Origin of the sequence: Gordonia sp. JH63, from assembly GCF_009856645.1 — a bacterium.
Taxonomy (GTDB): domain Bacteria; phylum Actinomycetota; class Actinomycetes; order Mycobacteriales; family Mycobacteriaceae; genus Gordonia; species Gordonia hongkongensis.
Genome location: NZ_CP047235.1, coordinates 3,035,848 through 3,055,718 on the forward strand (window position 1 = coordinate 3,035,848; position 19,871 = coordinate 3,055,718).

Here is a 19,871-nt window from a genome sequence, read left to right on the forward strand (position 1 = left end):
GATCATTATGCAGCAGGCTGCAAATCAATTCACGGCGGGGTGACACGCCGATGGGGTCAGCGGAGACGGGCCCCCACCCGCGCGGCGGCTGCATCGACGGCGGCCAGCTTGGCCTCGTTGGCCTCGTCCTCGGTGAGGGTACGGTCCGGGGCGCGGAACCGCAGCGAGAACGTCAACGATTTGTTGCCCGCGCCGACCTGTTCACCGGTGAAGACGTCGAACAATGCGATGTCCTCGAGCAGGTCGCCGGCCCCCTCACGAAGCGCCTTCTGGACGTCCGCAGCCGGGACCTCCCCTCCGACGACGACGTTGACGTCCTGCAGGACCGCGGGGAACACCGACACCGACGGCGCCGGGAGTCGCGCGTCCAAGGGCAGTGCGTCGATGTCGATCTCCACCGCGCACGTCCGCTTCGGCAGATGGGCCCGCTCGAGCACCGCGGGGTGGAGTTCGCCGGCGTAACCGACCGTGCGGCCGTCGACCGTCAGCCGCGCGCAGCGGCCGGGATGCCACGGGCGCTGATCGTCGGCGGTGAGCTCGACGGTCACCCCCGCCGCGCGACCGATCGTGCGCGCCGCCTCGAAGGCATCGAGGTGGTCGGCGGCGCGTCCCGGACCCCAGGGGCCCGCGGGATCGCGCAGTCCGGTGAGGACGACGCCGACGTGCAGCGGCTGATGGGGCAGCGAGGCGTCGAGCGCCGCGATCTCCTCGTCGGTCGGGCGGCGCGTGACGTCGAGCGCGTCCACCGCGGCGACGTGATCGCCGGCGATGACGACCTGACCGATGGTGAACAGCGACAGATCCCGCTGACCGCGTGCGATGTTGCGGGCTGCCATCTCGAGTAGCCCCGGGAGCAACGTCGTGTTGAGCTCGGGACGATCGGATTCGAGTGGGTTGAGGACCTTCACGGTGCGCCGGCGCTCATCGTCGGCGGGCAGGTCCCAGAGGTCGAACACGCCGGCCGGCATGAACGGATACGGCAGGACCTCGACGTAGCCGTCGAGCGCGAGGGTGCGTCCCACGCTGCGCCGGCGTCGCTGAACCGGGGTGAGTCCGGTGCCGCCGGGCGCGCGCGGAACCACGGCGGGGATGTCCTCCAAGCCCTCCAGGCGCAGGACCTCCTCGACCAGGTCGGCGCGTTGCCGCAGGTCGGGTCGCCACGAGGGCGGGAACACGTCCAGCTCGTCGGTCCCGGTCACCACGCAACCGACCTCGGTCAGCCGCGTCAGGGTGGTTCCCGGCGGATAGCTGACGCCCGCGACCCGGTCCGGTTCGTCGGCAGCGATGGCGATGGTCGACCTGATCGGGGTATGGACATGGGTCTCGGACAGCGGTGAGGCGATGCGTCCGCCGGCGATCTCGACGATCAGCCGGGCGGCGCGGTCGGAGGCCACCGCGGTGATCTCGGGGTCGACGATCCGCTCGAACCGCTTGCTGGCCTCGGAGGTCAGCTTGTGGCGCTTCGCGGTGCGGAAGACCCGAACCGGATCGAAGGTCGCCGACTCCAGCAGCACCGTCGTCGTCTCGAGACCCACCTCGGTGCTCGCGCCGCCCATGACACCGGCGAGGGCGATCGGTCCGGTCTCGTCGGCGATCAGCACATCCTCGGGGTCGAGGATGCGAACGGTGTCGTCGAGGGTGGTGAGCTTCTCCCCCGGCTGGGCCGACCGGACCGTGACGGCTCCGGTGACACGGTCGGCGTCGAAGGCGTGCAGCGGCTGACCGAGTTCGATCATGACGTAGTTGGTGGTGTCGACGATCGCGGAGATGGGGCGGATACCGGCGACCATGAGCCGCTTCTGCATCCACCACGGGGAGATCGCAGTCGGGTCCACACCGGTGATGACCCGAGCGGTGTAGCGGATCGCCCCAGAGTTCTCGTCGATGGCGACCGGCCACGCCGGGGCCGACCCGTCGTCCGCCAGGTCCGCGGCCCGGAGTCCGGGATCGACGAACGGGACCCCGAAGCTGCCCGCGAGCTCGCGGCCCAGGCCGCGCACCGAGAACGCGTAGCCGCGGTCGGGGGTGACGTTGACGTCGATCGCCGCGTCGGCGAGTCCCAGCACCTCGCGGGCGTCCGCGCCCGGTTCGGCGGTCCCGGGCGCGAGCACGAGGATGCCGCTGTGATCGGTGCCGATACCCAGCTCGGAGACCGAGCAGATCATGCCGTCGGACACCCGGCCGTAGGTCTTGCGCGAGGCGATCTCGAAGGGACCGGGGAGCACGACCCCCGGCAGCGCGGCGACGATCAGATCACCCTCGGTGAAGTTGCGTGCACCACAGACGATTCCGCGGGGCTCATCCTCACCGACGGCGACCGTGCAGAACCGGATCGGCTTCTTGAACTCGGTGAGCTCCTCGATCGTCTCTACTCGACCGATCACCAGCGGTCCGGTGATCTCCGGGAACGCCTCGATGTCCTCGATCTCGAACCCGACACGGACGAAACCGGCGTCGATCTCATCGGTGGTCGCCGACCACTGCGGGTCGCCGGCGCGGAGTACCTCGGTGTACCAGGACTGTGGTGCACGCACTGTGTATCAACTACTTTCGTCGCGTCGTGAGGAGTCGTCGGGGCGGGATCTGCGCGGTGCCGGTCAGGCGGCCGGACCGAACGGGAGGGTGAACCGGATGTCCCCCTCGACCATGTCCCGCATGTCGGAGATGTCGTTGCGGAACTGCAGGGTGCGCTCCAGGCCCATGCCGAAAGCGAATCCGGAGTACACATCCGGGTCGATACCGCTGGCGCGCAACACATTCGGGTTGACCATGCCGCAGCCGCCCCACTCGACCCAGCCGGGTCCGCCCTTCTTGGCGGGGAACCACACGTCGACCTCGGCGGAGGGTTCGGTGAACGGGAAGTAGCTCGCCCGCATGCGGGTCGTCGTCTCCGGGCCGAAGAGTGCCCGCGCGAAGGTCTCCAGGGTGCCCCGCAGGTTCGCCAGTGTGAGTCCCTTGTCGACGGCGAGTCCCTCGATCTGATGGAAGACCGGGGTGTGGGTGGCGTCGAGCTCGTCGGTCCGGAACGTCCGGCCCGGGCACGCCACGTAGATGGGCAGGTCCCGGCTCAGCATCGAGCGCACCTGCACCGGCGAGGTGTGCGTCCGCAAGACCTGCCGCGATCCCTCGGGCGCGATGTAGAAGGTGTCCTGCATCGACCGGGCGGGGTGGTCGGGCAGGAAGTTGAGCGCGTCGAAATTGTAGTGCTCGGTTTCGACCTCCGGGCCCTCCGCGATCTCCCAGCCCATACCGACGAACACGTCGGCCACCTGCTCGGCGATGACGGTGATGGGATGACGCGCACCCACCGGACGCCGGCCGCTCGGCAACGTCACGTCGATCGATTCGGCGACGAGGACCGCCGCGTCCCGTTCGGCGTCGAGGACGGCGGTGCGCGCCTCCAGGGCCGCCGACACCCGGCCGCGCACCTGGTTGACCAGCTTGCCGGCTTCGGAACGCCCCTCTTTGGGGAGGGAACCCAGCGCGCGCCGGGCGAGTGCGATCGGCGAGCGATCACCGAGGTGCGCCGACTTGGCCGCGGCGAGCTGATCGAGGTCGGCCGCCGCCTCGAAGTCCTCGATGGCCGACGTCGCGGCCGCCTCGAGGTCGTCGGGTCCCGGGAATGCCGTTGCGTCGGCGGAAGTGGCCACGGTGGGCGTGCTCCTCGTGCGTCGATCGATGGATGGTCGGCATCGTCGTCGCGCTGTGCACGCCGACCCAACGGGCCGACGGACACCTCCGGCGCCGACGATGACTCCCGTCGAGGGTAGTCGACTACCGCGGGGCGCTGACCTGCAGGGAGGCGTCGTCACCGGGAAGCCCTGGCGCTGCCGTCGGACGACCGGCGGGAACCGCGAGGCAACGCGAGCAGGTGGCACAGGCGAGGCCCATGATCAGCCACCACACACCGTCGCCGGTCAGACCGCCGCGCGCGAGCATCAGCACTGCCACGCCGAGCCCGGCCAGCGCCGTCAGCAGGGCCGCGTTCCGCACCGGTCCGCTGCGCCGGGCGACCGGTTCGTCCCACCACGGCAGGGACCGGTTCTCGAGTGGGGACAGGATCGCGACCACCGGGACCATGCCCGCGAGCAGCAACACGGTCTGCGCCCCGACGATCATCGGGAAGGACGCCGCGCCGACGTCGCCGCGGTCGATGCCGGCCGCGGCGCACAGACCGATGATCGCCGCGAGCACCGGCAGATGCCAGAGATACAGCGTCATCGCGCCCCGGTTGCCCAGCACCACCCACCACCAGACGCGCGGACGGTCGGCCACGACCGCGAGGAATCGGCGCACCGCGATCGCGCCCGCGCACAACACGATCGCGTGGCCGGCGAGCAGCAGGCTCGGCGGACTCATGTTGGACAGGTGCTGGCCCGGAACCGTCACGAGGGAGACCTCGTAGGGTCCCCACGTGACGAGGACGAGGTCGGCTGCCAGCGCACCGGCGGCCGCGAGGACGGCGAGCCCGGGCCGCAGGATCTTCTTGGCGTACGCGACCCCGAGGACCGCGGGGATCGTCCACACGGCGAGGAAGTTCAGGTAGCCGAGCGCTGCGGGGCCGTCCGTCAGTCGGACGGCGTCGACGATCGCCGTGCTCCCCCAACACACCGCCAGGGCGGCCAGCACACCACCGACGGACCGGAGGCGCTGCAGGAACGGGACCACCGCCAGTACGAGCAGGTAGGCGCCGAGGAACCACAGCAACTGCACCCCGAGACGCGCGACCACGTCGGCCGCCGCCGTGGCACCGGTGCCGGACAGGACGGTGTACACGGCCGCGACGGCTCCGAGGTACCAGAACACCGGCCGCATCAAGCGTTGTGTCCGGGCGACGAGCCATTGCCCGGCGGTCGGTGTGTCACCGTCGCCGCGCGAGGTCCAGCCGCGGGTCGCCGCGGCGGCACCGGCGAAGAAGAACAGCGGCAGCACCTGCAGCAGCCAGGTCGCCGGCTGCAGTGCGGGCACGTCGCCGAGTGTGTTGCCGAGATGAATCGAGTCGTCGGTCACGTCGACGGTGAGCATGATCGAGTGACCGGCGACCACGACCGCCAGCGACATGATGCGGATCAGGTCGATGACGCGGTCGCGGTCCCCGGTGAGGGCGGCGAGTTCACGAGGCGTGGGCAGACCGGTCGACGCCGGCCGTCCCGAGACGATGCTGGGCATGGCGTCGAGTCTCGACCGCGGCGACCGGGACGGCCTGAGGGAAACTACTCGCTCGGGGTCGGCAATCCCCGCATCCGCGAACACACAACCGGCCCGCCCGGGCCGCGACCCTACTTGCCGAAGCCGGCTCGCTTGAGCGCGTCGGCCATCGCCCCGCTGGGTGCCGGGCGTCGATCGTTCCGGTTCCCGCCTCGGTTGCCCTGCCCCTGAGCGCCCCGGCCCTGGCCGCCCGGGTTGCCCCGTCCGCCGCCACGCTGCTCGTTCCTCCGCGGCTGATTGCCGCCGCCACGAGCACTGTCCTCCCGCCCTTGCCCGCGAGGCGCGCGGGAGGGTTTGCCGTCACTGCCCGGTTCGTCGTCGAGCCGCAGCGACAACCCGATGCGTTTGCGGTCGATGTCGACGTCCATGACCTTGACCTTTACGATGTCGCCGGACTTGACGACCTCGTGGGGGTCGGAGACGAAGCGGTGTGCCATCGCCGAGACGTGGACGAGGCCGTCCTGGTGCACGCCGACGTCGACGAATGCGCCGAAGGCGGCCACGTTGGTGACCTGACCTTCGAGGACCATCCCCGGGGTCAGGTCGGAGACCTTCTCGATGCCCATGGCAAACGTCGCGGTCTTGAACTCCGGCCGCGGGTCGCGCCCGGGCTTGTCGAGTTCGGCGATGATGTCGACGACGGTCGGACGACCGAACGTCTCGTCGACGAACTCCTCGGGTCGCAACTTGGTGAGGGTCGCGGTGTCGCCGATCAGCGACCGGACATCGGTGCCCACCTTCTCGAGGATGCGTGTGACGACCGGGTACGCCTCCGGGTGCACGCTCGACGCGTCGAGCGGATTGTCGCCGTCGGCGATACGCAGGAAGCCGGCGCACTGCTCGAATGCCTTGGGGCCGAGCCTGGGCACCGCGGTGATCTGCTTGCGATCCCGGAACGCACCATTGGTGTCACGATGCGCGACAATCGATTCCGCGAGGCCCGCGGTGATGCCGGACACGCGGGACAGCAGCGGCACAGACGCGGTGTTCACGTCGACGCCGACCGCGTTCACCGCGTCTTCGACGACCGCCCCGAGTGAGCGCGCGAGCAGGGTCTCGGAGATGTCGTGCTGGTACTGCCCCACCCCGATCGACTTCGGATCGATCTTCACGAGCTCGGCGAGCGGATCCTGCAACCGGCGGGCGATCGAGACCGCGCCGCGGATGGAGACGTCGAGGTCCGGCAATTCCTTCGACGCGTAGGCCGACGCCGAGTACACCGAGGCACCCGCCTCGGACACGACGACGCTCGTCGGCGGCTTCTTGCCGGCCTCCTTGATCGCGGACAGGAGTTCGCCGGCGAGCGCGTCGGTCTCGCGTGAGGCGGTGCCGTTGCCGATGGCGATGAGCTCGACGCCGTGCTTCTCGACGAGTGCGCCGAGCACGGCGAGCGAACCGGACTTGTCGCGCCGGGGCTCGTGCGGATAGATCGTTGCGTGGTCGACGACCCTGCCGGTCGCGTTCACCACTGCGACCTTCACGCCGGTGCGCAGACCGGGGTCGAGCCCCATCGTCGTACGGGACCCGGCGGGCGCGGCCAGCAGGAGGTCCTTGAGGTTCGTCGCGAACACCGCCACCGCGTCGGCCTCGGCGGCCTGACGCAGCCGCATCCGGACGTCGAGGGACAGCCCGACGAACAGCTTGGTACGCCATGCCCAGCGCACCGTGTCGGTAAGCCAGCGGTCGGCCGGACGCCCTTGATCGGCGATGCCGAACCGGGCGGCGATCCGCTGCTCGTACGGTCCGGGGCCGGCGGGCCGGTCGGCCGCTGCCGGATCGGCGTCGAGGGTGACCGACAGGATCTCCTCGCGCTCGCCGCGCAGCACGGCCAGCACCCGGTGCGACGGAAGCGAGGTGAACGGCTCGGAGAACTCGAAGTAGTCGGCGAACTTGGCGCCGGCCGACTCCTTGCCGTCCCGAACCGTTGTGCGCAACACTCCGGTCTGCCACATCAGCTCACGGAGTTCGCCGACGAGGTCGGCGTCTTCGGCGAACCGCTCCACGGCGATCGCGCGGGCGCCGTCGAGCTGCTCGGCGGTGAAGGTCGCCGGGTCCGTCGTCGGGTCCGAGAGCAGTGCATCGGCCACCGGCTCGTGTCCGGCCTCGCGTGCGATCTGGGCCTTGGTGCGGCGCTTCGGCTTGTAGGGCAGGTAGATGTCCTCCAGGCGCGCCTTGGTGTCGGCCTCGAGGATGCGCGCATCGAGTGCGGCGTCGAGTTTGCCCTGCGCGGCGATGGATTCGCGGACGGCCTGGCGTCGGGCCTCGAGGTCGCGCAGGTAACCGAGACGCTCGTCGAGGGTACGCAGTTGCGCGTCGTCGAGGCCGCCGGTGGCCTCTTTGCGGTATCGGGCGACGAACGGAACCGTCGATCCGCCGTCCAGCAACTCGATCGCCGATCGCACCTGACCGGCGCCCACCCCGAGTTCGGTCGCGATCGCCGAGGCGATGCGGGAGTTCACGACCGCGGGATCGGGCGCGGGCACCGTCTGGGGTGCAGCGGCCGGCGAGCCGGGGGTCGCGGGTGCGGGTTCGGGCGCGGAGTCGGGTGACACAGTTTCTGACACGATCGCCGACCCTACCGGCCGACTCGGACAGCGGTCAGACGCGACCCGCCGCGCCGTGGACACGGGCGCTCTCGTACAGACAGATGGCCGCCGCGGCAGCGACATTCAGGCTCTCGGCGCGGCCACGGATGGGGATGGACACGCGGTGGTCGGCGGAGCGTTGCACCTCGACCGACAGGCCGTGCGCCTCGTTGCCGAAGAGCCATGCGACGCGGCCGGAGAGGATGTCGCCCGCCGCGTCCAGGGCGACCTCGCCATCGGCCGCGGTCGCCAACAGGCTGATGCCGGACCCCCGGATGGCGTCGAGGGCGTCGTCGACGGCGCGCTCACGCACCACGGGCACCGTGAACACGCTTCCCGCGCTCGCACGGACGCACTTGCCGTTGTGGGGGTCGACGGCATCGCCGAGCAGGATCACCGCGTCGGCGCCCATCGCGTCGGCGCAGCGGATGAGCGTGCCCGCGTTCCCGGGCTCCCGCGGCTCGACCGCGATCGCGAGGAGTCGCGGCCCGGCGGTGAGGACGGCGTCGAGCGGCACGACGAGCAACGGGCAGATCGCGAAGATGCCCGCGGGCGTGGACGTCTCGGCCAGCTTCGACGCGGCGCGGCCGGTGATCACCGACACCGGGACGCCGGCCGCCGCGGCGGTCTCGACGAGATCGCGATGACGGAACTGCTCCTCGTCGGCGACCAGGACCGCCTCGGCCCGTCCGACGGCCAGCGCCGAAGCGACGGCATTGGCACCTTCGGCGACGAAACGACCCTGGTCGCGCCGCTCGGCCGCGCGATGCAGCTTCGCATACGACACGACCCGCGAGGACCGCTCAGACAGGACCTCCGTCATCGGAGGTTCGTCCGCGCGACTCGCGGGTCGTGGGTGCTGGTGCGCAATCAGGCAGCCGGCGCGTTGACGTCGGCCGGCAGTGCCTTGCGGGCGACCTCGACCAGACCGGTGAAGGCCTCGGGATCGGTCACGGCGATGTCGGCGAGCACCTTGCGGTCGACCTCGACACCCGCGGCCTTGAGGCCCTGGATGAGGCGGTTGTAGGTGATGTCGTTGGCGCGGGCCGCGGCGTTGATACGCGAGATCCACAGCTTGCGGAACTCACCCTTGCGCGCGCGACGGTCGCGGTAGGCGTAGTTCAGCGAGTGGAGCTGCTGCTCCTTCGCCTTGCGGTAGAGGCGCGACCGCTGTCCGCGGTAGCCCTTGGAGGCCTCGAGGGTGGACCGACGCTTCTTCTGGGCGTTGACGGCCCTTTTCACGCGTGCCATGTGTTAGATCCTTTTGCTTGTCAGATGTCTGGGGTCGCTGGCGTCAGCGGTTGAGCAGTCGCTTGATGCGCGGGGCGTCGTTCTCGCTGACGACGGTGGTGCCGTCGAGACGACGGGTGCGCCGGGACGACTTGTGCTCGAGCAGGTGGCGGCGGTTGGCCTTCTGGCGGACGATCTTTCCGCTGCCGGTCACCTTGAAGCGCTTCGCGGTGCCCTTGTGGGTCTTGCTCTTCGGCATGTTCTTCCTTTTCTCGGGCGAACTCGGGCACCGGACCCGGCGAGGTCCGGTGTGTACCCGTGTTCGCGTGTCGTGATCTCGGCCGGAGCGGTTCGGACTCTCGTCCGGCCGATCGACTCAGTTCTCGTCCGCTCAGTGCTCGCGGATCAGCTCGCGTCAGGGGCGGCCTTCGGGCCACCGGAACGCTCGCGGCTCTCTTGCGCCTTCTGGCGGGTCTTCGCACCCTTGTGCGGCGCGAGGACCATCGTCATGTTGCGGCCGTCCTGCTTGGCCGAGGTCTCGACGAAGCCGTAGTCGGCGACATCGTTGCCCAGGCGCTGCAGCAGTCGGTAGCCGAGCTCGGGGCGCGACTGCTCGCGGCCGCGGAACATGATGGTGACCTTCACCTTGGATCCCGCTTCGAGGAACCGGATGACGTGACCCTTCTTGGTCTCGTAATCGTGGTCGTCGATCTTGGGACGGAGCTTCTGCTCCTTGATCACGGTCATCTGCTGGTTGCGACGCGATTCGCGCTGCTTCTGGGCCGCTTCGTACTTGAACTTGCCGTAGTCCATGATCTTGCAGACCGGCGGACGGGCGTCCGGAGCCACCTCGACCAGGTCGAGATCGGCCTCGTAGGCCAAGCGAAGCGCATCTTCAACACGCACGATGCCCACCTGCTCCGAGTTGGGTCCGACGAGTCGGACCTCGGGGACGCGGATGCGCTCGTTGATGCGGGTCTCAGTGCTGATGGGGCCTCCTTGTTCAATCCTGCAGTGGTAACCGTCGCGTCGTGGCGAGGGACGTATGCAAGAGACCTGCGGGACACCTCAGCAAGGAAGCCCCGGGACTGATGTCCGCGGGGCTCCGATACCGACCGGTTCGTCCACGCGTGCCAGTGCTGACACACGCTGCCGACGACGTACAGCTCAGCATCCAGAGATGCGATCTGCGACGATCGGCGTGAACCGGACCGTGCAACTGCGAGAACCTCGCGTCGAACGGTGGGAGCGGAACTCCACTTACGACCCCGGCGCATACCAGGGCGGTCGTGCTATGGGAGTCTAACAGCCATGGCCGAGAACTCCTATTCGTCACCTGCACCGTTACCCCCGGAGGGTGCGACGGGCGATGGCGCCGACCTGGGAGATGCGGCGCACACCGATCCCGACAACGTCCGTGACCTGGGCGATATTCCGGCCATCGAGGTCATCACCCGATCCATCGTCATGCTGATGAGCGCGGCGGCCGAGAAGCTCGGCCTGGCCGAGGGGACCCCGGCCGACCGGATCGACCTGCCCGAGGCCCGCACCCTGATCACCGCCCTGGCCGGCATCGTCGACGCGTCGAAAGCCGATCTCGGCATCCACGCCGCGCCCATCCGCGACGGCCTCAAAGGGCTGCAGCTGGCGTTCCGGGAGGCCAGTGCATACCCGGACGAGCCCGGCGAGGGCCCGGGCGAGAAATACACCGGCCCGGTTCGCGCGCCTCGGCGGTAGTGGCCTCGACACGCGACGGCCTCGCTCCGCTCGGCCGGCGCTGCTCGACCAGCGGAGGGCCTACCCTGGACCCATGACGAATGCCGATGAGTCCGGACGGTCCGACGAGATCATCGATGCGGAGATCGTGCCGACCGGCCCGGTGCCCGGAGCGGTTCCCGCTCCGGATTACTCCGACAGCGGCGTCCCGACCTTCGACTTCGTGCGCGACAAGATCGAGAACCGCATCACCACCGCGATCGGGTCGCAGGAGCTGGCGGAGGCGAGCGCCGAAGGCCAGTCCGTCGACGAGATGATGCGCAAACGCGACGAGGCCGCGAAGAAGCGACTCGAGGAGATCCGCAAATCGATGGGTTCGTAGCGCACTCCCCCGCCGCGCATTCCCCTCCGAACACGCACATCGCCACTCCCGTTGACGCGCGCCGGTCACAAACCAGCGCTGCTACAACGGAAGTGGCGATTCGCGTTCGGCGACTCAGCCGACCGACGCCACCGCGTGACCAATGTCGACGATCTCGGCCAGGAATTTGCCGGTGTGGCTGCCCGGGGTCGCGGCGATGTCCTCCGGAGTACCTTCGCCGACCACGGTTCCACCGCCCGCGCCACCCTCGGGCCCCATGTCGATGACCCAGTCGGCGGTCTTGATGACATCGAGGTTGTGCTCGATCACGATGACCGTGTTGCCCTTGTCGACCAGACCGTTGATCACGGCGAGCAGCTTCTTGATGTCTTCGAAATGCAGACCGGTGGTCGGCTCGTCGAGGATGTAGACCGTCCGGCCCATCGACCGCTTCTGCAATTCGGCCGCCAGCTTCACGCGCTGTGCCTCACCGCCGGACAGCGTCGGCGCCGGCTGCCCGAGCCGGACATAGCCCAGACCGACGTCGACGAGTGTCTTCAGGTAGCGATGGATCGAGGTGACGGGCTCGAAGAAGTCGGCGGCCTCCTCGATCGGCATGTCGAGCACCTCGGAGATGGTCTTGCCCTTGTAGTGCACCTCGAGGGTCTCGCGGTTGTACCGCGCGCCGTGGCAGACCTCGCACGGGACGTACACGTCCGGCAGGAAGTTCATCTCGATCTTGATCGTGCCCTCACCGGTGCACGCCTCGCAGCGGCCGCCCTTGACGTTGAACGAGAACCGGCCCGGTTGATAACCGCGCACCTTCGCCTCGGTCGTCGCCGCGAACAACGTGCGGATCTTGTCGAAGACACCGGTGTAGGTGGCCGGGTTCGACCGCGGGGTGCGCCCGATCGGCGACTGGTCGACCTGCACGAGCTTGTCCAGGTTGTCCAGACCCTTGATGCGGGTGTGACGCCCGGGCACCTGACGCGCACCGTTGAGCTTGTTGGCGAGCACGGTGGCCAGGATGTCGTTGACGAGCGTCGACTTGCCCGACCCCGAGACACCGGTGACAGCGGTCATCACGCCGAGCGGGAACGACACGTCGATGCCACGGAGATTGTGTTCCCGCGCACCGACGACCGTCAGCTGGCGCTTGCGATCGATCGGCCGCCGGATGTCCGGAACCGGCAGGGTGTCGCGACCGGCGAGGTACGCACCGGTCAGCGACTTCCGGTTCTTCAGCAGGTCCTTGTAACTGCCGCTGTGCACGACGTGCCCGCCGTGCTCCCCGGCCCGGGGGCCGATGTCGACGATCCAGTCGGCGGCGCGGATGGTGTCCTCGTCGTGTTCGACGACGATCAGTGTGTTGCCCAGATCCCGAAGCCGCGTCAACGTGTCGATGAGCCGACGGTTGTCGCGCTGGTGCAGACCGATCGACGGCTCGTCGAGAACATAGAGCACGCCCGCGAGACCCGAACCGATCTGGGTGGCCAGGCGGATGCGCTGCGCCTCACCACCCGACAACGAACCCGCGGCGCGCTCGAGCGACAAATACTCGAGTCCGACGTCGAGCAGGAAGCGGATGCGGGCCTGAACCTCCTTGAGGACCCGTCCCGCGATCGCGGCCTGCCGGGAGTCGAGCCGCAGTTGGTCGAGGAAATCGGCGCAGTCGGCGACCGACAGGGCGCACACCTCGGCGATCGACTTCGGCCCGAACTCCGGGTGGTCGAGCGTGACGGCAAGGATCTCCGGGCGCAGGCGCGCACCCTGACAGGCAGGACACGGCACGTCCCGCATATAGCCCTCGTATCGCTCCTTCATCTGCTCGGACTCGGTCTGGTCCATGCGACGCGCGAGGAACGAGAGCACGCCCTCGAACTCGGTGTAGTACGAGCGGGTGCGGCCGTACCGGTTGCGGAACTTGACGTGGACCTGGTGGTCGCTGCCGTTGAGCAGGGCCCTGCGCGCCTTGATCGGCAGCTTCTTCCAGGGCGTGTTGATGTCGAACTTCATCTGATCGGCCAGACCGGACATCAACCGAAGGAAGTAATCGGCGTTGTGCCCGGTCGACCACGGCGCGATCGCACCCTCGGCGAGCGACATCTCCGGGTCGGGCACGACGAGTTCCTCGTCGACCTCCTTGCGGATGCCGAGCCCGTCGCATTCCGGGCAGGCGCCGTACGGCGAGTTGAACGAGAACGACCGCGGTTCGAGGTCGTCGATCGCGATCGGATGCGCATTCGGGCAGGCCATCCGCTCCGAGAAGCGGCGCTCGCGTTCCGGATCGTCCTCCTCGAGGTCGACGAAGTCGAGCACGATGATGCCGTCGGCCAGGCGCAGACCGGTCTCGACCGAATCCGTCAGGCGCTGCTTGGCGCTGGCCTTGACGACCAGGCGGTCGACGACCACCTCGATGTCGTGCTTCTCCTGTTTCTTCAGCTTCGGCGGATCGGTCAGCTGATGGACGACGCCGTCGATGCGGGCGCGGGAGAAGCCCTGGGTCTGGAGCTCGGCGAAGAGGTCGACGAACTCGCCCTTGCGGGTACGCACGACCGGCGCGAGCACCTGGAAGCGCGTGCCCTCGTCCATCGCGAGCACCTGGTCCACGATCTGCTGGGGTGTCTGCTTGGCGATGGGCTCGCCGCAGATCGGGCAGTGCGCCTTGCCGGCGCGGGCGTAGAGGAGACGGAGGTAGTCGTAGACCTCGGTGATGGTGCCGACGGTCGACCGGGGATTGCGGTTGGTCGACTTCTGATCGATGGACACCGCGGGCGAGAGGCCCTCGATGAAGTCCACATCCGGCTTGTCCATCTGCCCGAGGAACTGCCTCGCATAGGCGGACAGTGACTCCACGTAGCGCCGCTGCCCCTCCGCGAAGATCGTGTCGAAGGCGAGGGATGACTTGCCCGATCCCGACAACCCTGTGAAGACGATGAGGCTGTCCCGGGGCAGGTCGACATCGATGCCGCGCAGATTGTGTTCGCGGGCACCTCGGACGATCAGACGATCAACCACTGCAGTCCTTACATTCTCGAGTCACAGGGCGCACAGACGGCGCACGGGCACAGTACCGACGGCCACCGACAGAAACGTCGCCATGCACTCGCCCCGGGGAGATTCGGAGTCCGACGACCGGGCGATCGGTCTCGCCGCCCGCGTGTCATCGCCGAACCGATGGTCCAGGATACGCGCGCCACGCCGGGTTTCATGGTCGCGACCGTCACATTCCGGCTGCCCGCTGTCATAGCCTGTCGGCATGACCTCCCCAGCGACACCGATCAGCGACGACTACACCGGCGACCTCTCCGAGTCGAAGACCCCACAGCGCCGCACGCTGTCGTCGGCCACCATCGTCAAGCTGTCCGTCGGCCCGATGGACAACAACGTCTACCTGGTGACCTCGCGTGCGACGGGCGATCAGCTGATCATCGACGCGGCCAACGACGCGGAGGCGATCACCGAGGTCTTGTCGGCCGTCGAGGGAACGCCGAAGCTCATCTTCACGACCCACCAGCATTTCGATCACTGGCAGGCCCTCGCCGCCGTCACCGAGTCCACCGGGGTGCCGACCGCGGCGGGGCGCCTCGACGCCGGTGAACTGCCCGTCACCCCCGACCGCCTCGTCGACGACGGTGACGTCCTCGAGGTCGGCGACCTCACGTTCGAGGCCATCCACCTCGTCGGGCACACCCCGGGATCGATCGCTCTCGCACTCACCGACGTCGACGACAGCGGCGAGCGAACCGTGCACCTCTTCACCGGTGACTGCCTCTTCCCCGGCGGCATCGGCAAGACCTGGAAGCCGGAGGACTTCGACACCCTCCTCGAGGACGTCTCGACGAAGCTGTTCGACCGCTTCGACGACTCGACCATCGTCTACCCCGGCCACGGCAAGGACACGACCCTGGGCGCCGAGCGCGGGTCACTCCCCGAATGGCGTGAGCGCCGCTGGTGATCCGGAAGCGGGCGACGCCGGTCGACTCCGGAGTGTTTGGTCGCCGTCGCGGGCGGTTACCTGTTCCTCGGATCGTTCGGCGAGTCGTGACCCCAGATGCCCCGTAGGTACGCAAACCGGTCACGGCACGCCGAGTGACCTGCAGATTCGTTGCGACAGGGTAGCGTTGAACGGGCCAGAAACGCGCTTCACCCGACGGATCTCGATAGCCAAACCCGACTGAAGAAGGTTGTGACCGATGATTCTCCGCCGTATAGCCCGTCCGCTCCTCGCCTCGGCGTTCGTCGCCAGCGGCGTGGACGCCATCCGGAGCCCCAAACCGATCGCGCAGTCCGCGGAGCCGGTCGTGGACAAGGCCCGGTCGTCGCTCCCGCCCGAGGTGGCCGGCCGGATCCCGGAGAACACCGAGACCCTGGTGCAGATCAACGCCGCCGCCCAGATCGGCGGCGGAATCCTGCTCGCCACCGGCAAGTTCCCGCGCGTGGCGTCCGTCGTCCTGGCCGGCACCCTAATCCCGACGACGGCAGCGGGCACCGACTTCTGGAACGAGGCCGACCCGGTCAAGAAGGAAGCCCAGCGCAACGCGTTCATCAAGAACGTCGGCCTGCTCGGCGGAGTCCTGTTGGCGGCGGTCGACACCGAGGGCAAGCCGTCGCTCGCGTGGCGCGGCCGTCAGAAGGCATCCGCTGTGGCCGCGGCGCTGCCGATCGGTGCCGCCGCCGGGTCGTCGACCTGGGAGCACCTCGTCGAGCGCACCCACGACGGCGCCGAGATCGTCTCCGAGCGGTCCGCCGACGCCGCGGCGAAGTTCCGCGAGCACGCACCCGAGATCGCCGAGGCCGCGCAGAAGCGCTCCCTCGAGCTGGCCGGCAAGGCCGCCGAGACCGCCTCCGATGTCGCGGATCGCATCAAGGACCGCGCCCCGGTCGTCGCCGACGCGGCTCTCCACCGGTCGTCGGAGCTCGCCGACACGGCGCTCGCGCGTTCGTCTGATCTCGCCGAGACCGCGCGCAAGCGGGGCCCGAAGCTCGTGAAGGAAGCGCAGAAGCGAGCCGAGAAGGCTCAGAAGCAGGCCGCGAAGGCGCAGAAGCAGGCGAAGAAGAAGGCTCCGAAGATCGCCGATTCGGCCCGCGACCGCGCGTCCGATCTCGCCGACACCGCCCGCAAGCGCGCACCGGAGTTCGCCGACGTGGCACGCGATCGGTCCGCCGAACTCGCCGACGTCGCCCGCGCACGGTCGGCCGAGCTCGCCGAGACCGCACGCCAGCTCGCCGCAGCTGCCGAGGACTCCGCCGAGCAGAGTCGCAAGCGTCTGCGCAAGGCACGTCGCTGATCCCTCGGGGTCTCCACGCGCACGAGCAACAGATACGAGCACGACCCTGAGCACAACCGATCTCACGACCACGGACGCGGAGCACCCGCCAGCGGATTATCCCTGGGTGCCCGCGTCCGCGGCGCTGAGAGAGGCCTCGCTGCACGAGATGACGCTCGCGGGTCCGCCGTTCGGGACGGTCCCGTCGGCCGGCTCGCGGCTCGTGATCGCAGTCGGGTCGAATGCCGCCCCCGACGTTCTCCGTCGCAAGCTCGCCCACGTTCCGTCGACGGACCGGATCTGCCTCCGCACGGTCCGCGTCACGAACATCACAGTCGGCCATTCCGCCCATGTAGCGGCCCGGGGATACATCCCGGCCGCACCGATCCTCGCAGGTGAGGGCGCGATCACTACGACCGCGGCCTGGCTGGGTCCCACCCACATCGATGCTCTCGACGCCACCGAACCCAACTATGATCGACAGACAGTGACTACGCGCGACCACCCCGTTCTCGGCCGTCCCTCTCCCCTCCTTCCGGACGAGTGGACCCCGCCTGCGACCTTCGACCTGTACGTGTCCCGGCACGGCGTCCTCGCCGACCCGGTCACCGGTGACCCCGTCCCCTTCGGCGCACAGACCGACGTTCTCGAGTGGCTGTCCCGCCGACTCGACGACGCGACGCTTGCCCGTCCGGCGTCGCAGGTCTGCAGCCGCTTGTCCGCCGACCCCCGCGCGATGACCACCCGCATCCGGGCCGCCGGACTGGCCCGGTCCCACGGGTCCCGCGCACCGCTGTCGATCGGGGACGGCCGATGACCGCCCTCTCGCCGGACACCGACCCCCGCGTGGACGAGGAACAACGGCACCTCGACCGCGTGTACGGCAGGCTGGACCGGATGCGTCGGACCACCCAGCGTCGGTTGTCGTCGACGCTCTCCGAACGCGGCGGCACACCGCAGGCGCTGTCCGAACGCGAGTCCTACGAGCGGATGTACAACGAGGATCTCGCCAAATTCGATGCCGCCGAACACAATCTGTATTTCGGTCGTCTCGACCTCGAGGACGGCGAGATCCGGCGCATCGGACGCATCGGTGTCCTCGACGACGGTTTCGCCGACGACGGCGAACTCGACGCCACCGCCACCGACGCCACCCTGCTGCTGGACTGGCGCGCGCCGCTGGCCCGGCCGTTCTATCTGGCGACGCCCGCCGCGCCCGAGGACGTCGCGCGCCGTCGCCACATCCGGACCCGCAGCCGCAAGGTCCGCGGGGTGAGCGATGAGTCCCTGACCGCAGGCGATGCGCTGCTCGACGACTTCGGACACGGCGACGTCGTCAACGAGTCGGCTCTTGTCGCGGCCCTCAACGCCGCCCGCACCGGCGAGATGACCGACATCGTCGAGACGATCCAGCGCGAGCAGGACCTGATCATCCGGTCGACGCATCGCGGGGTCACCGTCATCCAGGGCGGCCCCGGAACCGGCAAGACCGCCGTGGCGCTGCACCGAGCCGCCTACCTGCTCTACACACATCGCGAGAACCTCTCGCGCAGCGGCATTCTCATCATCGGACCCAACGACGACTTCCTGAACTACATCGGCCAGGTGCTGCCCTCCCTGGGCGAGTCCGGCGTGCTCCTCTCGACCATCGGGGACCTGTTCCCCGGCGTCCGCGCGGGCACTGCCGACCCGCGGACGACCGCCGCGGTCAAGGGCGGGCTGCGCATGGTCGACGTCCTCAAGCGGGCGGTGCGCGCCCAGCAGTCGCTGCCGTCTCGGCCCGAGTCAGTCGATTTCGACAGCTACACCGTCGAGATCGACTCGGCTCTGGTCAAGGCCGCACGCGCCAAGGCCCGCGCGACTCGACGCGCCCACAACCTCTCGCAGAACGCTTTCCTGAAGGCGGGACTCGCCGAACTCGCGGCGCGGCACGCGGCGACCATCGGATCGAGCCTGCTCGACGGTTCGCAGTTGCTCAGCCCCGCCGACATCGCCGACATCCGCGACGACATGAGCCGCGATCTCGACATCCGTGCCGCGTTGCTGCGGTACTGGCCGACGCTGACCCCGCAGGCCCTGCTTCGCGACCTGCTCGGCGACGAACGCGCGATTCGCAAGGCCACCCCGGGTTGGACGGACGCCGATCGTGCTGCGCTGCACCGTCCGTCGCGCCCGGCCACGACGTCGGGTGCGGACTTCTCGCCTGCCGACGTCCCATTGCTGGACGAACTCGCCGAGCTGATCGGTTACGGCACCGAGGACGCGGAGCGGGCCGAACGCGCACGCTGGCGTCGCCAGTTGGCCGAGGCGCAGGACGCACTGGACATCCTGACCGGCTCGGCGCCGCAGGACCTCGAGGACGAACTCGATCCCGAGATCCTGATGGCCTACGACCTGATCGACGCAGAACAGCTCGCGTCCCGCCAGACCGAGACACGACGCGCCACGACGGCCGAACGTGCCTACGGCGACCGCACCTGGACGTTCGGCCACGTCATCGTCGACGAGGCCCAAGAGCTCTCCGCCATGTCCTGGCGGATGGTGATGCGACGCATCCCGAATCGGTGGATGACGATCATCGGCGACACCGCTCAGACATCCGACGAGGCGGGCACGCGCTCGTGGGGCGAGGTCCTGGAGCCGTATGTCGCGAAGCGCTGGCAGTTCAAGGAGCTGTCGGTCAACTACCGGACCCCGAGCGAGATCATGGAGTACGCCGCGCGCGTCCTCGACGAGATCGGCAACGGCGAGAAGGCACCGACCTCGTTGCGCAGCAACGGCATCGAGCCGGTGGCGCTGCGGGCGGACGACGACTCCCCGGAGAGCATCGCCGACGCCGTCCTCCGCGCCGTCGGGCTCGCCGAACCCGACGGCCTCACCGCCGTCGTGGTGCCCGATCACCTGCACGACGCGATCGACGCGGCGCTGGCGCCGGATCGCTCCACGCTCTCGGACCGGGAACCACCCCGGGTGTACACGGTGCGGAGCTGTAAGGGCCTGGAGTTCGACACGACCATCGTCGTCGAGCCCGCTGCGATCATCGACCAGTCACCACGCGGGCTCAGCGACCTGTACGTCGCCCTCACCCGGGCGACCCAGCGACTCGTCGTCGTCCATCGGGACGACCTCCCCGACGCCCTCGCGGATCTCCCGGCCGGATGAGGAGCGCGATCCCCGCTCCGCTCCCAGTTGATGCGACCTGGCGGCCGTAGTGGACTGCGAAAGAACACTCGTGAACGTCCGAACTCTGTGCTCCCTGAGGTGGCGAAGCGAGCCACGAAGGGTGTAGCAACGCGTCTCACCAGGCCCTTCGTGGCTCATCGACCTCGACGCGCTCCTTCGTCGCTTGCTCGGCCCGGCGGCTAACGCTCCTCGCACCTCAGGGAGCAATGGTCGTGTCCGTTCTTTCGGATCAGGGAGTAATGGCTCACAAGGCCCCTTGGGCTCTAGACCAGGGGCTATGCGCTTCTTTCGGATTGGGGAGCGGGGTTGACGCGTACC

Annotated in this window: 15 protein-coding genes; 6 read left to right on the forward strand and 9 right to left on the reverse strand. The window is 69.0% G+C overall.

Annotation, left to right across the window (positions count from 1 at the left end; translation table 11 throughout):
- Positions 1-56 precede the first annotated feature (56 nt).
- The 8 genes from pheT to infC form a co-directional block, all read right to left on the reverse strand.
- Positions 57-2,534: a phenylalanine--tRNA ligase subunit beta gene (gene pheT, locus GR168_RS13650; protein ID WP_159370969.1), complete on the reverse strand. Its 2,478-nt coding sequence runs from the start codon at positions 2,532-2,534 to the stop codon at positions 57-59.
- Positions 2,535-2,597: 63 nt separating this feature from the next.
- Positions 2,598-3,650: a phenylalanine--tRNA ligase subunit alpha gene (gene pheS / locus GR168_RS13655; protein ID WP_065632027.1), complete on the reverse strand. Its 1,053-nt coding sequence runs from the start codon at positions 3,648-3,650 to the stop codon at positions 2,598-2,600.
- Positions 3,651-3,774: 124 nt separating this feature from the next.
- Complete coding sequence (locus GR168_RS13660; protein WP_065632026.1) at positions 3,775-5,169, reverse strand: acyltransferase family protein; 1,395 nt, start codon at positions 5,167-5,169, stop codon at positions 3,775-3,777.
- Between the two features lie 110 nt (positions 5,170-5,279).
- Positions 5,280-7,760 (reverse strand): Tex family protein, encoded by a 2,481-nt coding sequence (locus GR168_RS13665; RefSeq protein WP_159371930.1) that lies wholly within the window; start codon positions 7,758-7,760, stop codon positions 5,280-5,282.
- A 46-nt stretch (positions 7,761-7,806) separates the two neighbouring features.
- A complete protein-coding gene (locus GR168_RS13670) occupies positions 7,807-8,616 on the reverse strand; it encodes an RNA methyltransferase (protein ID WP_159370970.1) in 810 nt (269 codons plus the stop codon).
- A 47-nt stretch (positions 8,617-8,663) separates the two neighbouring features.
- Positions 8,664-9,044, reverse strand: coding sequence for a 50S ribosomal protein L20 (gene rplT / locus GR168_RS13675; protein ID WP_010844357.1), 381 nt, complete (start codon positions 9,042-9,044; stop codon positions 8,664-8,666).
- 43 nt (positions 9,045-9,087) lie between these two features.
- On the reverse strand, positions 9,088-9,282 hold the full coding sequence (gene rpmI, locus GR168_RS13680) for a 50S ribosomal protein L35 (RefSeq protein WP_012834577.1): 195 nt from the start codon (positions 9,280-9,282) through the stop codon (positions 9,088-9,090).
- Positions 9,283-9,428: 146 nt separating this feature from the next.
- Positions 9,429-10,070, reverse strand: a complete 642-nt coding sequence (gene infC / locus GR168_RS13685) for a translation initiation factor IF-3 (RefSeq protein ID WP_162540013.1) — start codon at positions 10,068-10,070, stop codon at positions 9,429-9,431.
- A 264-nt stretch (positions 10,071-10,334) separates the two neighbouring features.
- Here infC and GR168_RS13690 point away from each other — a divergent pair, with 264 nt between their 5' ends.
- Entirely contained in the window at positions 10,335-10,760 is a 426-nt protein-coding gene (locus tag GR168_RS13690; protein WP_058253854.1) for a DUF1844 domain-containing protein, read from the forward strand.
- A 73-nt stretch (positions 10,761-10,833) separates the two neighbouring features.
- On the forward strand, positions 10,834-11,121 hold the full coding sequence (locus GR168_RS13695) for a PspA domain-containing protein (RefSeq protein ID WP_068971020.1): 288 nt from the start codon (positions 10,834-10,836) through the stop codon (positions 11,119-11,121).
- Positions 11,122-11,235: 114 nt separating this feature from the next.
- On the opposite strand, the gene uvrA is transcribed toward GR168_RS13695, so the two are convergent.
- Positions 11,236-14,118, reverse strand: a complete 2,883-nt coding sequence (gene uvrA, locus GR168_RS13700) for an excinuclease ABC subunit UvrA (RefSeq protein WP_159370971.1) — start codon at positions 14,116-14,118, stop codon at positions 11,236-11,238.
- Between the two features lie 241 nt (positions 14,119-14,359).
- Between uvrA and GR168_RS13705 the strand changes: the two genes are divergently transcribed.
- From GR168_RS13705 to GR168_RS13720, 4 genes are all read left to right on the forward strand, one after another.
- A complete protein-coding gene (locus GR168_RS13705) occupies positions 14,360-15,058 on the forward strand; it encodes an MBL fold metallo-hydrolase (protein WP_159370972.1) in 699 nt (232 codons plus the stop codon).
- Positions 15,059-15,296: 238 nt separating this feature from the next.
- Positions 15,297-16,391 (forward strand): DoxX family protein, encoded by a 1,095-nt coding sequence (locus tag GR168_RS13710; protein WP_068971017.1) that lies wholly within the window; start codon positions 15,297-15,299, stop codon positions 16,389-16,391.
- A gap of 106 nt (positions 16,392-16,497) precedes the next feature.
- Entirely contained in the window at positions 16,498-17,187 is a 690-nt protein-coding gene (locus GR168_RS13715) for a hypothetical protein (protein ID WP_159370973.1), read from the forward strand.
- Positions 17,184-19,532 (forward strand): AAA family ATPase, encoded by a 2,349-nt coding sequence (locus GR168_RS13720; protein ID WP_159370974.1) that lies wholly within the window; start codon positions 17,184-17,186, stop codon positions 19,530-19,532. The genes GR168_RS13715 and GR168_RS13720 overlap by 4 nt, the downstream gene beginning before the upstream one ends.
- The last annotated feature ends 339 nt before the right edge of the window (positions 19,533-19,871 follow it).

What these genes read in the sequence shown, in the direction of transcription:
- GR168_RS13660 (WP_065632026.1), bottom strand. Translation starts at nt 5,169, where the DNA reads ATGCCCAGCATCGTCTCGGGACGGCCGGCGTCGACCGGTCTGCCCACG.
- GR168_RS13670 (WP_159370970.1), bottom strand. Translation starts at nt 8,616, where the DNA reads ATGACGGAGGTCCTGTCTGAGCGGTCCTCGCGGGTCGTGTCGTATGCG.
- rplT (WP_010844357.1), bottom strand. Translation starts at nt 9,044, where the DNA reads ATGGCACGCGTGAAAAGGGCCGTCAACGCCCAGAAGAAGCGTCGGTCC.
- rpmI (WP_012834577.1), bottom strand. Translation starts at nt 9,282, where the DNA reads ATGCCGAAGAGCAAGACCCACAAGGGCACCGCGAAGCGCTTCAAGGTG.
- GR168_RS13690 (WP_058253854.1), top strand. Translation starts at nt 10,335, where the DNA reads ATGGCCGAGAACTCCTATTCGTCACCTGCACCGTTACCCCCGGAGGGT.
- GR168_RS13695 (WP_068971020.1), top strand. Translation starts at nt 10,834, where the DNA reads ATGACGAATGCCGATGAGTCCGGACGGTCCGACGAGATCATCGATGCG.
- GR168_RS13705 (WP_159370972.1), top strand. Translation starts at nt 14,360, where the DNA reads ATGACCTCCCCAGCGACACCGATCAGCGACGACTACACCGGCGACCTC.
- GR168_RS13710 (WP_068971017.1), top strand. Translation starts at nt 15,297, where the DNA reads ATGATTCTCCGCCGTATAGCCCGTCCGCTCCTCGCCTCGGCGTTCGTC.
- GR168_RS13720 (WP_159370974.1), top strand. Translation starts at nt 17,184, where the DNA reads ATGACCGCCCTCTCGCCGGACACCGACCCCCGCGTGGACGAGGAACAA.